Origin of the sequence: Syntrophotalea acetylenica (assembly GCF_001888165.1) — a bacterium.
Lineage (GTDB): Bacteria > Desulfobacterota > Desulfuromonadia > Desulfuromonadales > Syntrophotaleaceae > Syntrophotalea > Syntrophotalea acetylenica.
The window spans coordinates 1406398-1420243 of record NZ_CP015455.1; the positions used below are offsets into that span (position 1 = coordinate 1406398).

At 60.8% G+C, this 13846-nt stretch carries 13 protein-coding genes; 4 read left to right on the top strand and 9 right to left on the bottom strand.

Going from position 1 to position 13846, the window contains the following annotated elements:
- Nucleotides 1-74 precede the first annotated feature (74 nt).
- A complete protein-coding gene (gene aroL, locus A6070_RS06455; RefSeq protein WP_072287558.1) occupies nucleotides 75-596 on the top strand; it encodes a shikimate kinase AroL in 522 nt (173 codons plus the stop codon).
- Nucleotides 597-659: 63 nt separating this feature from the next.
- On the opposite strand, the gene A6070_RS06460 is transcribed toward aroL, so the two are convergent.
- Both A6070_RS06460 and A6070_RS06465 read right to left on the bottom strand, forming a co-directional pair.
- Complete coding sequence (locus A6070_RS06460) at nucleotides 660-1415, bottom strand: MlaA family lipoprotein (RefSeq protein WP_072287559.1); 756 nt, start codon at nucleotides 1413-1415, stop codon at nucleotides 660-662.
- Nucleotides 1416-1418: 3 nt separating this feature from the next.
- Nucleotides 1419-2708, bottom strand: coding sequence for an alpha/beta hydrolase (locus A6070_RS06465; protein ID WP_072502041.1), 1290 nt, complete (start codon nucleotides 2706-2708; stop codon nucleotides 1419-1421).
- 273 nt (nucleotides 2709-2981) lie between these two features.
- Here A6070_RS06465 and A6070_RS06470 point away from each other — a divergent pair, with 273 nt between their 5' ends.
- On the top strand, nucleotides 2982-3227 hold the full coding sequence (locus tag A6070_RS06470) for a hypothetical protein (protein WP_072287561.1): 246 nt from the start codon (nucleotides 2982-2984) through the stop codon (nucleotides 3225-3227).
- A 150-nt stretch (nucleotides 3228-3377) separates the two neighbouring features.
- Nucleotides 3378-4718 carry a nitrite/sulfite reductase gene (locus A6070_RS06475; RefSeq protein ID WP_072287562.1) on the top strand — a complete coding sequence of 447 codons (1341 nt, stop codon included), beginning with the start codon at nucleotides 3378-3380 and terminating at the stop codon, nucleotides 4716-4718.
- An 18-nt stretch (nucleotides 4719-4736) separates the two neighbouring features.
- Here the strand turns inward: A6070_RS06475 and A6070_RS06480 are convergent, their stop codons facing one another.
- The 7 genes from A6070_RS06480 to A6070_RS06510 all read right to left on the bottom strand — a co-directional run bounded on the left by A6070_RS06480 (nucleotide 4737) and on the right by A6070_RS06510 (nucleotide 11364).
- Entirely contained in the window at nucleotides 4737-5075 is a 339-nt protein-coding gene (locus A6070_RS06480; protein WP_072287563.1) for a hypothetical protein, read from the bottom strand.
- Entirely contained in the window at nucleotides 5056-5331 is a 276-nt protein-coding gene (locus A6070_RS06485) for a hypothetical protein (protein ID WP_072287564.1), read from the bottom strand. The genes A6070_RS06480 and A6070_RS06485 overlap by 20 nt, the downstream gene beginning before the upstream one ends.
- Before the next feature lie 104 nt (nucleotides 5332-5435).
- Nucleotides 5436-7571 (bottom strand): thioredoxin domain-containing protein, encoded by a 2136-nt coding sequence (locus A6070_RS06490; protein WP_083558792.1) that lies wholly within the window; start codon nucleotides 7569-7571, stop codon nucleotides 5436-5438.
- Between the two features lie 158 nt (nucleotides 7572-7729).
- Nucleotides 7730-8824: a KamA family radical SAM protein gene (locus tag A6070_RS06495; RefSeq protein WP_268807490.1), complete on the bottom strand. Its 1095-nt coding sequence runs from the start codon at nucleotides 8822-8824 to the stop codon at nucleotides 7730-7732.
- Nucleotides 8825-8842: 18 nt separating this feature from the next.
- Entirely contained in the window at nucleotides 8843-9325 is a 483-nt protein-coding gene (locus tag A6070_RS06500; protein WP_072287566.1) for a GNAT family N-acetyltransferase, read from the bottom strand.
- Complete coding sequence (locus A6070_RS06505) at nucleotides 9318-10328, bottom strand: D-alanine--D-alanine ligase family protein (RefSeq protein ID WP_072287567.1); 1011 nt, start codon at nucleotides 10326-10328, stop codon at nucleotides 9318-9320. The genes A6070_RS06500 and A6070_RS06505 overlap by 8 nt, the downstream gene beginning before the upstream one ends.
- Entirely contained in the window at nucleotides 10282-11364 is a 1083-nt protein-coding gene (locus tag A6070_RS06510; RefSeq protein ID WP_072287568.1) for a D-alanine--D-alanine ligase family protein, read from the bottom strand. The genes A6070_RS06505 and A6070_RS06510 overlap by 47 nt, the downstream gene beginning before the upstream one ends.
- Before the next feature lie 422 nt (nucleotides 11365-11786).
- On the opposite strand from A6070_RS06510, the gene htpG reads away from it, so the two are divergent.
- Nucleotides 11787-13634, top strand: coding sequence for a molecular chaperone HtpG (htpG, locus tag A6070_RS06515; RefSeq protein WP_072287569.1), 1848 nt, complete (start codon nucleotides 11787-11789; stop codon nucleotides 13632-13634).
- Nucleotides 13635-13846 lie beyond the last annotated feature (212 nt).

The window sequence follows — 13846 nt, forward strand, 5'->3', positions numbered from 1 at the left end:
CCTGCCATCGGCTGCGACCGGCTCGCATCGGGATCAGGCGTTTTGGATGGAACCCCTTCGAAGGAAGATACGGCATGGTCAGCACCATTTATCTGGTTGGCGCCCGCGCCTCCGGCAAAACCACCGTCGGTCGCGCTCTGGCGCGTGAACTCGCCTTTGCCTTTGTCGATACGGATCAGTATCTGTGGGAAACGCTGCGCCTGAGCGTCGCCGAGCTGGTCGCCAGAGAGGGGTGGGAAGGTTTCCGCCGCAGGGAAACCGAAGCTCTGCAGGCGGTGACCGCGCCGGGCCGGGTCATCGCTACCGGCGGCGGCATGGTGCTGTCGACGTTCAACCGCGAGTACATGCGGCGCAACGGTACGGTTTTTTATCTGCAGGTGCCTGTCGCGATTATGGCCCGGCGTCTTGAAAGCGACCCGAACGCGGCCCAGCGTCCCAGCCTGACCGGGCGCAGCATCACGGAAGAAATCCAGGAGGTGCTGGCGTCGCGCGAAGAGCTTTACCGCGCGGCGGCGCATCATGCGCTCGATGGCGCCCGGTCCGTCTCCTGTGTCGTGAAGCAGGCCCTCGACCTGCTGAAAGTCCAGACGGGCTGACCTGCCGAATCCCTGCGAAGGCCATATCCGGCCCCTGCGCCCGCTGTCGCCGCCGGATGAAAACTACTTCGAAATTTCCAACGCCCGTTTCTGGGTATAGAGCAACCTCACCATTTCATATTCAAACGGCGAACCGGTCTGGTAGTAGCGGAACGGCTGGCGGTGCCGGCGGTCGACGCTGCTGACAGAGGTAAAGGCTTGCGAAGCGGTGCTGTTGTCCACCCAGGCGACCGGTCCGATGCCGGCAAAGCCGGCCGCGTCACCGGCGATGCCGAAGCTGTCGCGCAGGTTGGACGGCCCCAGAAGCGGCAAGACCAGATAGGGGCCGTTGCCGATACCGTAAAATCCCAGCGTCTGTCCGAAGTCCTCGGTCCGGCGCTGCAGGCCCCACCCGGTAGCCGGATCCCAGAGGCCGCCGATGCCGATGGTGCTGTTGATGATCAGCCGCGACAGGGTGATGCCCGCGCCTTTCCATTTGAGCTGCAAGAGATTGTTGAGCAGGTTGTTGAACTCGAAAACATTGTCGACAAAGCCGGAAATGCGGTCTTCCAGATAGTCCGGCAGCAGGAAATCATAGGTACGCACCACCGGCAGGAACAGGTATCGGTCGAAATAGTGGTTGAACCGATACACCCCCCGGTTGAACCCTTCCAGCGGATCGTAGACTTCCAGCGGATGCTGCCTGTCATCCACCAGCGCGTCATAGCTGCGCAGCGGCGGACGGCTCTGTTCCGTGGTGCGGGGCAGGGTGCTGCAACCGCCCAGATGGATTGACAGAAGCAGGAAAAACAGCAGACTTGTCGCTGTTTTGCGTGCCATGATTCAGTCCTTGCCTTGGTTGAAAAAGTCGGTCATGTAGTTGACCACTTCGGGATGCGCCAGGTTGCCGCAGTGTCCTCCCAGGGGGAAGATTCTGGCGCGCCGGCCGAAAGTTTCCCGCAGCCAGTCGATATCCCCCGCATCCAGAATGATGTCGTCACGGTTGTGCATGACGCCGATTTTTTCCGTTGCCCGAAGATACCCGCCGATATGGTGCAGGCTGAGCCTGGCGATCAGCTGCGCCTCGGTGAGGCCGGGGTGCCTGCGGCGCAGGCGCGGATACAGGTATTCATGAAAGTAGTCGGTAAAACCGGTTCGGCAGGCAACCATGGCATAGGGTGTCAGGCTGGTGGTCGGGGTGATTTCCGCATGGGTAGGGGTGATGTAACCGCCGCCGTTCATGATGTCGGCGGAGAAGATCATGTTGGATGACGACATGCGGAAGGAAAGCCCGATGATGGCGCGCAGAAAAGGATCGCGATGCGGGTAGCGCTCATGCACCCGGTGGATGTAATCTCCGGAAAACTCGAAATAGCCCAACTCCTGATAGATGTCCGACAGATTCAGCATCACCTCGTCCAGCCAGGTCTGGAAATTGTTGAGTCCGCCGGGGATGTTGTCGTCCAGCAACCGGTCGAGGATGGTAACGGAACGGTAGAGGCTGACCGGCGGGTTGATGAGCAGCACCTTGCGAAAACCGAAGCGCTGCCGATCTTCATCCAGTCGGGAAACGAAGGCCGCCTGGATACCGCCCAGGCTGTAGCCGGTAAGGTAGTAGTCGCTTACGGCGATGTGGCGGCCGATCGCTTGCCGGGCGCGCTCCATGACCCGGTAGAGGTCGCCGGCATCATCTTCGAGGTTGCCGGGAGCCATGCTTTCCGAAGCGTTGATGACAAAATCCATATGCGTCGGCGAGGACAGGGAAAGCACATGGAATCCTGCCTGATAAAACACCTTTTGTAAATCGAGCATTTTGGGGGCGTCGTAGCGGGCGCCGGTGCCGGCGATGATAAAAATAAGGGGCGCCTCATGCCGCTGGCGGATCAGGGAGCAGGGCAGGCCGTCCTGATACCAGAAAATTTCGGGGATCCGCCGGTCGGGAAAGATGCGCAGGTTGATGGTGCTGGTCGGCAGAGCGGCGGGCAGTTTTGCGCGGTACTCGCTCGGGGTTTCGATGACCGTGGCGGCGTAGGGGTCGGTAATCGGGTAGTCGAAGGCGCTGACGCTGCGGTACGCGCCTTTCGCGCCCATCAGAACCATGAGCATGATCGAAATAAGACGGAGAATTGTCATGGCCTCCTCTGGAAACAGGCTGGTGTCTCTGCTCCGGAATTATGCGGCAAACCGGACAAGGACGCAATGATGAATGTTTTTAAACCTTTCCGACGTCTGTTGGCGAGGGTCGGCGGGTGCATTTCGGCGCGGTGATGCACCGGTTGTTTCGACGAATAAAAAAATGTTTGGAAGAGATTGCATTAGGAAGGGTTTTTTGTAATATAGTTGTTGTCCCTTTGGAACCGCCGGGGGACATCCAATTCGATGCTACGCATCTGTCAGGGGGTCGCCATGTCAAAAGAGGGTTTTGCCTTGCAACGACACCAGGAATACGCTCAGAGTCTCAGGGAAATGTACTTCAGGCTCGGACAGATGGCGGGCGAATTGACCCCCGTCTACGGCAAACCCTCGGCCTATTATGCCAGAAAAGCCCAGGATGCCATAGAGCGCCTGGGAGACATGCTGGGCGAGGCCCTGTACGCCGAGCATCCCGAACTCGAGAACGATGAAACGGGGCTCCTGTATACCCGTCCCTGACCCTGTCCGCAGCCTTTCTCCGGGCCTCTTTCCAAGTCCTGTCTCTTGACCTTTGCCTTTGGCTGGAGCATATTGGGGCATCCGACACGTCCCGGCGGCGTCGTTTTGTGCGTTGCCCGCCCGTCAACTTTCAAGCCAAGGATATGCCTGATGCCAGACTTTTCCGCTATCGACTATCAGACCTTCAAGATCAACGGTGTCTACCGCCAGGGCGGGGACGGCGCCCTGATGGTGCGGGCCAAGCTTCCCGGCGGGTTGTTTTCCGCGCCGCAGGCCGAAGCGCTCTGCTCCGTGGCGGAGGATTTTGGCGGCGGCAAGCTGCATCTGACCTGTCGGGGCAATATCGAGGTTCACGGCTTGCGCGGCGAGCAGTTGCCGACGGTGCAGCGGCGCTACCAGGCGGTGGGACTGACCACCCGGGGCGCCTGCGGCGGGGCGGTGCGCGGCGTTGCCTGCGCGCTGGACGGTGGGGAGAGCTCTGCGCGCATCCAGCTGCTGGTCAGGCGGCTGCACGCACATTTCACCGGCAATCCGCATTTCGAGGGATTGCCCAAAAAGTTCAAGCTGGCCGTGGAGAACGGCTATTGCGGCGCCCGGCATTTGTGCCAGGACCTGGCCATGGTGTATCTGGGCCGCGATGCGGGGAGGGATCTGTGTGACGTCTGGGTGGCCGGCGGCCTGGGACGGCAGCCCCGGGAAGGTTTTCTGCTGGCGGGGAGGGTTCCCTTCGAGCGCCTGATTCCGCTTGTGGAGGGCGTGATCCGGGTGTACATGCAGCATGCTCCGGCAGGTAAACGGCTCAAGCACCTGCTGACCGATATCGGCGAAGCCGAATTTCGCGCCCTGCTGGCCCGTGAGACAGACGGCACGACGCCTTGCCCCGTCGCCAGCCCATTTGACGACGCCCTTGGCGAACTGGCGTGCCCCGGCACCCGCGGCTGGATCGCGGTACCGGTGCCGGCGGGGCGGCTCGCGGCCGCCGATCTGCGCCGGATCGCCACTATCGCCGCCACAAACGGGGACGGCTGGCTGGCCGTCAGCCGTGACCAGGATGTGCTGGTTTCGGTGGCGGCGGACAGCGACGGCGCGGCGCTGCGGGAGGCACTGCAAAACGCCGGACTGCTGCGGCCTGGCACGGGGTTGCGCTGCCGCGTCTGTCCCGGCAGTGCGGTCTGCCCCAAAGGGCTGGTGCCGACCCGCGAGCTGGCAGCGCAGCTGAACGAATGTTTCCCGGATTCCGGGCGCGATCTGGAATGGGCGGTGTGCGGTTGTTCCAACAGCTGTTCGGGGCCGCAGCTGGCCGATATCGGCATCGTCGGGGCGCGCAAGGCGACCGGCGGCAGGCCGGCCCTGTTCGATCTGTACCGGCGTACCGGCGAAGGCTTCGGCACGGCGGTCGCGACAGGGCTCACCCTGGAGGAACTGTTGACGGCGGTCGGGCAGCTGCTGCACCCCGTGACGAAGGAGTGCTGCCAGCAGGTCGAACCCTGATTTTATCGCGGAGATTGGCTATTCCCACAGGCGGATCAAATCGGTAGATTTTCTTATCCCGGAACCATGCCATAGCGTAACCAGCCCTAAACAGTTGTCGTCAATATGGTACACCAGACAGTATTTTGCAGGGCCAGAAGAAAAATAAAGTTCTCTCAATACGACTTTTTCCCCCAAAATGATATATGGGGCAAGAGAGCCGACCTCATTGTTCTCAAAAATTCTTTTTTCAGCCTGCCCGACGTCTTTAAGGAATACGCCTGCTATCTCTGGTCTATAACGGCCGGCAAGGTTTCTGGCGTATTCGCGAACCTTTCCCTTGTACTCGAGTGAGCGCTTAAGAGGGCGTGGGCTCATTATTGATATCTTTCATGATTTCATCAAAAAAGTCATCCTCCTCGGTCACAATTTCGCCCAGACCTGATTTAAGCTCAACCCATCCCCTCTCAACAGACTTAATGAAATTCATTTGATCCAAAAACTCTTTGGCGTATTTGCGAAAGGAATATCGCAGGATTTCCTGCTCGGAGCGCCCTTGCGCCTCGGCCATAAACTTAAGAGTTGCTTCGTCAGAGTTGTCGAGTCTCAGATTAATTTGCTTCTCCATCGCCATAGTTAAACCTCCGGATATTGATGCTATCAATATATATCGTTATGTGGCAAAACGCCAATACCCAATGGAGGCCTTCAGGCAGCATGTCACCCCGGCTTTTCAGGTCAGGAATCAAGCAGCCGCGCCAGTTGCTCCGGGGTGTTGGCCGGCGGCAGGCAGGTGCGGCCGCGGCACAGGTAGGCGGTGGCCTTGCCGTCGAGCATGACCTTGTCCCTGGCCATGGGGGTGGTTTCGGACAGGGCAGCATCATCGGGACGCTGCCACAGGATCATCAGCCGGGGACGGAATCCGCGGCGCGCTTCTTTGAGCATGGCGAGACCGTCCGGATCGTCGGCGGGGGCCGCGATTACCAGGATTTCCCGTTCCGACAGGGCCACATCCAGCGCCATCAGCAACTGACTGCAGCCGGTCGGTGTCTCCTTCCATGCCCGGGAAGAGGCCTGCAGTAGCTGTTCGGCCTGTTCTTCGAGGGCCGCGTCGCCGGTCATGGCGCCGAGGCGCAGAAACGCCATGGCGGCCATGGCATTGCCGGAAGGCATGGCGCCATCGTGCAGGGTGCGTTTGCGCACCAGCACCTGCTCCGCATCGCTGCCGGTGTCATGGAAAAGTCCTTCCGCGCTGCCGAACAGTTGCCGCATGTCGCCGGCAAGGCCCAGCGCCTCGGCCAGATAGCGGGTCTGGAATCCGGCCTGGTAGAGTTCGATCAGGCCCAGAATCAGCGCCGCGTAATCCTCCAGGAAAGCCGGAATACCGGCCTGTCCCCTGCGCCACCGCCGCAGCAGGCGTCCCTGTGTGTCGCGCATGTTTTCCAGAATGAAATCGGCCGCTTTCCCTGCCGCCCTCAGATATTCGGGATGCCCCAGCAAGGCGGTGGTACGGGCCATCGCGGCGATGGTCAGGCCGTTCCACGAGGTCAGCAGCTTGTCGTCGCGGTGCGGCCGGACGCGCTGGCCGCGGCCTTCGAGCAGCTTGCGCCGCCCATCCTCCAGGACCGGGGCAAGTTCCTCCACGCTGACGCCGAACCACTGCGCCCAGGCTTTCAGGTCCATTTCGAGGCGCGGGATGTTGCTCCCCTCGAAGTTTCCTTCTTCGGATATTTCGTAGCAGTTGCAGAAAATGGTGGCCTGCTCGTGCCCCAGAACCTCCTCTACCTGGGCGGTGGTCCAGAGGTAGTAGGTTCCCTCGGCGCCTTCACTGTCGGCGTCCTCGCCAGAGCAGAAACCGCCCTCGGGCAGCGCCAGGTCGCGCAGCACATAGGTCATGGTCTGGTCGGCAAGGGTGGCGAAGAAGGGATCCGCCGTGCTCTGGAAAGCGTCCAGCGCCGCCAGGGTCAGCAGCGCCTGATCGTAGAGCATCTTTTCGAAGTGGGGCACCCGCCAGTAGGCATCGACGCTGTAGCGGTGCAGTCCGAAACCGATATGGTCGTAGATACCGCCGAGGCGGATGCGCTGCAGCGTGTTGACAACCATGGCGGTGGCGTCTTCCAGTTCGAATCGCGCGCCAATGTGACACAGCAGGGAGAGATTGTGGGGCATGGGAAATTTCGGTGCTTTGCCGAAGCCGCCGCGCTCTTCGTCAAAGGTCTCCCGAAAGTGGTCGAAGGCCTGCTGAAGGGGCGCCTCGTCCAGCGGACCGCCAGTCTCCGCGGGCCTGGTTTCGAGACGCGTCAGCGCTTCGCCGAGAGCCTTGCCGGTCTGCAGCAGCTTGTCGGGGTCGGATTGCCACATGGATCCGATTTTGGTGAGGATGGAAATGATGCCGGGCATCCCGCCTCGCGCATTCCGCGGCATGTAGGTCGCGGCGTAGAACGGCACCTTGTCCGGACTGAGGAACACGTTCAAGGGCCAGCCTCCGCCGCCGGTGATCATCTGGCAGGCCGTCATGTAGAGGTTGTCGATGTCGGGCCGTTCTTCCCGATCCACCTTGACCGGCACGAAAAGCTTGTTGAGCACCTCGGCGACTTCGGCGTCCTCGAAGGACTCCTGCTCCATGACGTGGCACCAGTGACAGGTCGAATAGCCGATGGAAACCAGCAGCGGCTTGTTTTTTTGCCGTGCCAGATCGAAGGCTTCAGGCCCCCAGGGGTGCCAGTCGACCGGATTGGTGGCGTGCTGCAGAAGGTAGGGGCTGCTCTCGAAGATCAGGCGGTTGTACCGGTCGCCGCCGTCAGGCGGTAATTGGCTGGTGTCGATTTCCGAAAGGCGATTGACCAGAGTTTTCCTGTCCGGCGTGTTGTCCATGAAATCTCCTTGTCGGGATAAAAGGTTTTGTCAAGTTTATCAGTAAAGAAGCGGAGCGCAATTTCCGGCACCGGGACCTGCCGGTTTTGGCGGGCATGCAAAAAAGCCCCGTGGAGCAGGGTCTCCACGGGGCAAAATCGTGCTGGCGGATCGCGGGGTCAGACGGCACGCACCATTGCATCTTCCAGCGGTTCCATGTCCGGTTGGGCGTTGCGGTAGGTATAGGAATCGCCCCGGTAGTTTTTCAGAAGTACCGTGTCGCCCAGTTGCTGCAGGTAATCGGGCAGCAGAGGGATCTTGCCGCCGCCGCCGGGGGCGTCGATGACGTAGGCCGGTACTGCCAGGCCGGAGGTGTGTCCCCGCAGGGCCTTTATCACTTCCAGTCCTTCCTCGACGGTGGTGCGGAAGTGTTCCGTGCCCTGCACCAGGTCGGCCTGGTAGATGTAGTAGGGCCGCACCCGGATGGCGAGCAGTTTCTGCATCAGGCGCTTCATCACCCGCGGATCGTCGTTGATGCCGCGCATCAGCACCGTCTGGTTGCCCAGCGGAATGCCGGCGTCGGCGAGGCGTGCGCAGGCTTTGGCGGAAGTCGGCGTGATCTCGTCCGGGTGGTTGAAATGAGTGTTGAGGTACAGGGGGTGGTAGCGGCGCAGCAGCCGCACCAGGTTCGTGGTGATGCGCTGTGGCAGCACCACCGGCACCCGCGAACCGATGCGGATGATTTCCACACTCGGGATGCGGCGCAGCTGCTCCAGGATCTCTTCGAGGTTTTCGTCGCCCAGCAGCAGCGGATCGCCACCTGACAGGATCACGTCGCGAATTTGGGGGTTGGCGCGGATATAGTCGATGCCCGCGGCAATGGTCTCCCGGGTGACTCTCATATGCTCGCCGCCGACTTTGCGCTTGCGGGTGCAGAAGCGGCAATACATGGCGCATTCCGAGCAGACCATGAACAGCACCCGGTCGGGATAACGATGCACCAGGTTGGCCACCGGACTCTGCTCTTCTTCCGCCAGAGGGTCGGCACAGCAGACGTGATCCTCGATTTCCAGTGCGGACGGAATGGCCTGCCGCCAGATGGGGTCGCCAACGGCGTGGATCAGGCCGAGATAATAAGGGTTGACCCGCATCGGATAACGCTCCACGACCGCTTCGAGGGGGGCCGGATCGATGCCGTAACGGCGCAGCAGGGCGCCGGGGCTGGTCACGCTTGCCTGCAATATTTTTTGCCAGGTTTCCATGGATGGTCTCACGACAGGAAAGATGTTGGTTTACAGATCAGGTGTTTGGTCCAATCGTTTGACAAAGGTGATGCGATCATCGCCGGGGCTGTAAAAATCCCGTATGCGGGATTCCTCCACGTATCCGGCCTGGCGGTAGAATCTCCGGGTGCGCTCATAACCTCCCTGGGAGGAGGTCTCCAGGCAGACGAGCCGGCCGCCGTGTTGCCGAGCGTATTCCTCAACCTGCGCCATCAGGCGTCTGCCGACGCCTCGGCATTGCGCCTCGGGGCACACCGCGATCCAGTACAGGGTGACGTTGCCGTCGGCCAGAGGGGTGGGACCGTACAGCACGTAGCCCTGGACGTCGCCGTCGGTCTGCGCCACCGCGACCCGATAGTCGATCTGGGCGGGGTCGTCCAGGACGATGGCCAGAAGTTCCATGGCGCAGGCGACCTCTGCCTCGGTAAAGGCGCCGGTACTGCGCAGGATGCGCTGCAGGTGCGGCAGGTCTGCAATTGTCAGGTCACGCATGACTCGGCTCCTTGCGTTGTATGGCCATCTGCACGATGCGTTCGATGAGCGCCGGGTAGGGGATTTCCGCGGTTTTGGCGGCTCTGGCCAGCCCGGCATCGGAGCAGATATCGGGATTGGCGTTGACTTCCAGGATGTAGGGTATGCCGTCGCGCAGGCGGATATCGACCCGGGCGTAATCACGGCATTCCAGGATTTTGCAGGCGCGCAGCGCCACATCCCGCACCAGCATTTCTTCCCGCGTGCGCAGCGGCGCCGGGCACACCGGCCGGGTGCGGGCGAACTCTATGCTGGACTCCAGCCATTTGCCGTCATAACTGACGATGGGGTGGGGCAGGCCCTCCTCGAAGACGATTTCGGAAATCGGCAGCACCTCCAGGCGCCGGTCGCCCAGCACCGCCGCATTCAGCTCGCGGCCGTCGATGAATTCCTCGATCAGGGCTTCCTGGCGGTAGGTCTCGTGGATGAACCGCACCCGCTCGCGCAGGGCCCTGTCCGAGCCGACAACACTGTCGCTGGTGATGCCGAGGGAGGCGTCTTCAGCGCGCGGTTTGACGATCAGCGGAAACGCCATGTCATGGGAGCGCAGCAGGTGCTGGCCCGGCCGGGCCACCGTGTATCCGGGCGTGGGCAGGTGGTAACGGAGCAGCAGATCCTTGGTGCGGACCTTGTCCTGGGTAAGGCCCAGGCTAAGGGGTGTGGAGCCGGTATAAGGCAGGCGCAGCAACTCGAACAGCGAGGCTACATGCATCTCCTGACGGCTTTCCCCCCAGAAGCCCTCACAGAGATTGAACGCCACCGCGGGCGACAACCGCCGAAGCGCGTCGACGAAACTGGCCGGATCCGGCCCCAGGGCCACCAGATGCGCGTCGTAGCCCCGGCTTTTCAAAGCCCGGGCCACTTCGGCGGCTTCCTTTTCCGCCCCCTGCTCGGAGATCAGGTCGGCGTCGCAGCCCTTAGCCGGCCGTGACGGCGCGCGATTGAAACAGACAGCTACTCTCATGGTGATTTCCCGTAAGGTTCAGGCGTTTGACGGCGGCATCCACGACGGCCAGGATCAGGTCCGTATAAGACAGACCGGCGGCGCGCGCGGCTTTGGGAAAACAACTGTTCTGTTCCGGGCGCGGCAGGATGCCCGGCAGGGGATTCAGCTCGATGATGTGGGGGCGGCCGTGTTGATCGAGGCGCACATCGATGCGGCACCAGTCCCGGCATCCCAGCACCCGGAAGGCGCGGCGACACAGATCTTCGATGGCTTGCTGCAAGGCCGGTTCGAGCCGCGCCGGGCAGGTGAAGATCCGCAGCGGATCGTCCTCACGGTCCCAGATCCATTTGGCTTCGTAGGAATAGATGGGGTTGACGCCGGCCGGCAGGGCCTCGAAATTGATTTCGACAGCCGGCAGCACACGCAGATCCGCGCCGTTGCCCAGCACCGCCACGGTAAACTCCCTGCCGGGCAAAAATTCCTCGATCAGCGCCGGCTGACGATAAACTTCCAGCACCTGGCGCACCTGCCGCAACAGGGCTTTGCGGTCGCGAACCAGCGAGGCGTCGGGCACGCCTTTACTGGAGCCTTCGAGGATCGGCTTGACCATCTGCGGATAGCGCAGGCGGGCAGGCACCTGGTCCACGGCGGTAACCGTCGTGAAGCGTGGCGTGGCGATGCCGTGACAGGACAGGATTTCCTTGGTGCGGCGCTTGTCCAGACAGATGCCGAGAGTCACCGGATCGCTGCCGGTGTAGGCCAGGCCCAGCATGTCGAGCATGGCGGGCATCTGTGCTTCGCGGCTGGCGCCGAGGAGGCCCTCGGCCATGTTGAATACCAGGTCGGGTTTCAGCCTGCGCAGGTTGTCGAAAGCATCGAGATCGGCCTCCACCAGCGAAACCCGGTGCGCGCTCGCCAAGGCGTCCCGCACCGCTTCGATGGTGTGGATGTCGTCCCATTCGGCGTACAGATCGTCAACGGCGGAAGGAGGGTCGTCGGCGGAAGATACAGCGGTACGGTCAGCCTTCAGGTTGAAGGCGAGAGCGATATGCATGACTGGAACCCCTTTTTAAAAGCCACGTGCGAAAAAAGCCCCCGAGGGGGATGCCGTTTTTCAGGGGCGGGGTGCCTGGCGGCGGGCGGCGATAAAAAGGGGTTGCTTTTTATGTCGTTCGTCTGCTGTTCCCACCCTGAAACGGCGAATAATGGTTTGCTATATACTCCTGGCACATGGGGCTGTCAACTGGAAAAATGCTCTCTTTCAAGCTATTGAAAATAATAGGGAAAATCAGTTTCATGGGCGAATACCGCGGGGATTTCACAATGCGGCCGAAAACTTCCCGGCGTTTGCGCCGAAACGGTTTCGCATGCCCGGCATTTGCCGTGCAATGGGGCTTGCGTCTTGACAAACCGTCCAGCCGTTACTACATTCTGCGCACCAGACATCCTGAATTTTACAAGGAGGAATGACGAGTTATGCCGGATAAAGCCAAGATGGAAAAAGGCCATATTTCCATCCACACCGAGAACATTTTCCCCATCATCAAAAAATGGCTCTACAGCGAAAAAGAGATTTTCCTGCGGGAGCTGGTTTCCAACGCCGTGGACGCCATCCACAAGCTTCAGCACATCAACCTCATCGAGGGTCTGCAGCTGGAGGACGAATACGCCATCGACATCACCGTCGACAAGGACGCGGGCACCCTCTCCATCCGCGACAACGGCCTGGGCATGACGGCCGACGAGGTGCGCAAATACATCAACCAGGTCGCGTTTTCCTCGGCCGAGGAGTTTGTGGAAAAATTCAAGGACCTGGACGACAAGAACCAGATCATCGGCCATTTCGGCCTCGGGTTCTATTCGGCGTTCATGGTTTCGGATAAAGTGGAAATTTTCACCCGCTCCTATCAGAGCGACGCTGCGGCCGTGCACTGGGTATGCGAAGGCTCCACCGATTACCATCTCGAAGAGTGCGACAAGGCGGGGCGCGGCACCGAGGTGGTGCTGCACTTGGGCGCCGAGGAGAAGGAGTTTCTCGAACCCTTCCGCATCCGTGAGATTCTCAAGCGTTTCTGCAATTTCCTGCCGGTGCCGATCCGCCTGGCCGGCGACGTGGTGAACGACCAGAACCCGCTGTGGACCCGCTCCGCCTCTGAGGTCAAGGACGAGGAATACCGCGACTTCTATAAAAAACTCTATCCCCTGGCCGACGAGCCCCTGTTCTGGATCCATCTGAACATCGACTACCCCTTCAACCTCAAGGGGGTCCTGTATTTCCCCAGGCTGACCACCGAGTTCGACGTGGCCAAAAGCCATATCAAGCTGTTCTGCAACCAGGTGTTCGTTTCCGACAACTGCCCGGAGCTGATTCCCGAGTTCCTCAATCCGCTGCAGGGCTGTCTCGACGCGCCGGATCTGCCGCTCAACGTGTCGCGCAGCTATCTGCAGAACGAGCCGCAGGTGCGCAAGATCCGCGAGGTTATCAGCGGTCGCGTGGCGTCCAAGATCGTCGAACTTGCCAAGGGCGACCGCGCCGACTTTGTTCCGGTCTGGGAAAACATCCACACCTTCGTGAAATACGGCATGCTGCGCGATGACAAGTTCCATGACAAGCTCAAGGACCACGTCATCTATCGCCTGGCCGGCAGCCAGGAATACGTCACCCTGCCGGAGTACCTGGAAAAAGCCGTCGCGAAGCACGCCGACAAGGTTTACTACACCAACAACGAAGCGGCGCAGAGCACCTATCTGAAGCTGTTCGCCAACCAGGGCATGGACGTGCTGGTTCTTGACAGCCTTATCGACAGCCATTTCATCCAGTTTCTGGAGATGAAAAACGGCAAGGTCGCTTTTCAGCGCGTCGACAGCGACGTCACCGAAAATCTCATCGAAGAAGACCCCAAAATTCAGCTGCCTGGCAAGGACGAACGCAAGGCGCGTCTCGACCGCATCCGGCAGCTGTTCGAGGAAGCGATCAAGACCGACGGATTTTCGGTGCGTGTCGAGAATTTCAAGGATGACAGTGTACCCGGGATGGTGGTGCTGTCCGAGCAGACCCGGCGGCTGCAGGAGATGACCCGCATGCTGGGCCAGGGCGATGAAAATCCGTTTGGTGAGCACACCCTGTGCCTGAACGGCAAATCCCCGGTGGTCGATACCATTATCGGCCTCAAGGACCAGGGCCGCGACGAAGACGCCGCCATGCTCATGCAGCAGATCTACGATCTGTCCATGCTGCCCCACTGCGCCTTCGACAGGGAACGCATGGCCGCTTTTCTGGAGCGCAGCAACCGGATTCTGTGCAAGTTCGGATCGCTTGGCTGAGCTGTGTTTATCCGGAAACATCGGATGGAAGCAGCGCGGCTTTCATGTTAAAACCGGTCCTTTTCCGCTGTGGCGGCATCAATCGGCGGGAAAGGGCCGTCTCCGGGCGAAAACCAGCAAAAGCTATGGGTTGCGCTGGGATGGACGCCTCTGCTATCTTAGACAAATAATGTTTTGAAATCGCAAACAGCTTATTCTGGGAGGATTGCCGA

What these genes read in the sequence shown, in the direction of transcription:
- A6070_RS06505 (WP_072287567.1), bottom strand. Translation starts at nt 10,328, where the DNA reads ATGAGAGTAGCTGTCTGTTTCAATCGCGCGCCGTCACGGCCGGCTAAG.
- A6070_RS06490 (WP_083558792.1), bottom strand. Translation starts at nt 7,571, where the DNA reads ATGGACAACACGCCGGACAGGAAAACTCTGGTCAATCGCCTTTCGGAA.
- A6070_RS06480 (WP_072287563.1), bottom strand. Translation starts at nt 5,075, where the DNA reads ATGAGCCCACGCCCTCTTAAGCGCTCACTCGAGTACAAGGGAAAGGTT.
- A6070_RS06465 (WP_072502041.1), bottom strand. Translation starts at nt 2,708, where the DNA reads ATGACAATTCTCCGTCTTATTTCGATCATGCTCATGGTTCTGATGGGC.
- A6070_RS06485 (WP_072287564.1), bottom strand. Translation starts at nt 5,331, where the DNA reads ATGGCGATGGAGAAGCAAATTAATCTGAGACTCGACAACTCTGACGAA.
- A6070_RS06460 (WP_072287559.1), bottom strand. Translation starts at nt 1,415, where the DNA reads ATGGCACGCAAAACAGCGACAAGTCTGCTGTTTTTCCTGCTTCTGTCA.
- htpG (WP_072287569.1), top strand. Translation starts at nt 11,787, where the DNA reads ATGCCGGATAAAGCCAAGATGGAAAAAGGCCATATTTCCATCCACACC.
- A6070_RS06510 (WP_072287568.1), bottom strand. Translation starts at nt 11,364, where the DNA reads ATGCATATCGCTCTCGCCTTCAACCTGAAGGCTGACCGTACCGCTGTA.
- aroL (WP_072287558.1), top strand. Translation starts at nt 75, where the DNA reads ATGGTCAGCACCATTTATCTGGTTGGCGCCCGCGCCTCCGGCAAAACC.
- A6070_RS06475 (WP_072287562.1), top strand. Translation starts at nt 3,378, where the DNA reads ATGCCAGACTTTTCCGCTATCGACTATCAGACCTTCAAGATCAACGGT.
- A6070_RS06470 (WP_072287561.1), top strand. Translation starts at nt 2,982, where the DNA reads ATGTCAAAAGAGGGTTTTGCCTTGCAACGACACCAGGAATACGCTCAG.
- A6070_RS06500 (WP_072287566.1), bottom strand. Translation starts at nt 9,325, where the DNA reads ATGCGTGACCTGACAATTGCAGACCTGCCGCACCTGCAGCGCATCCTG.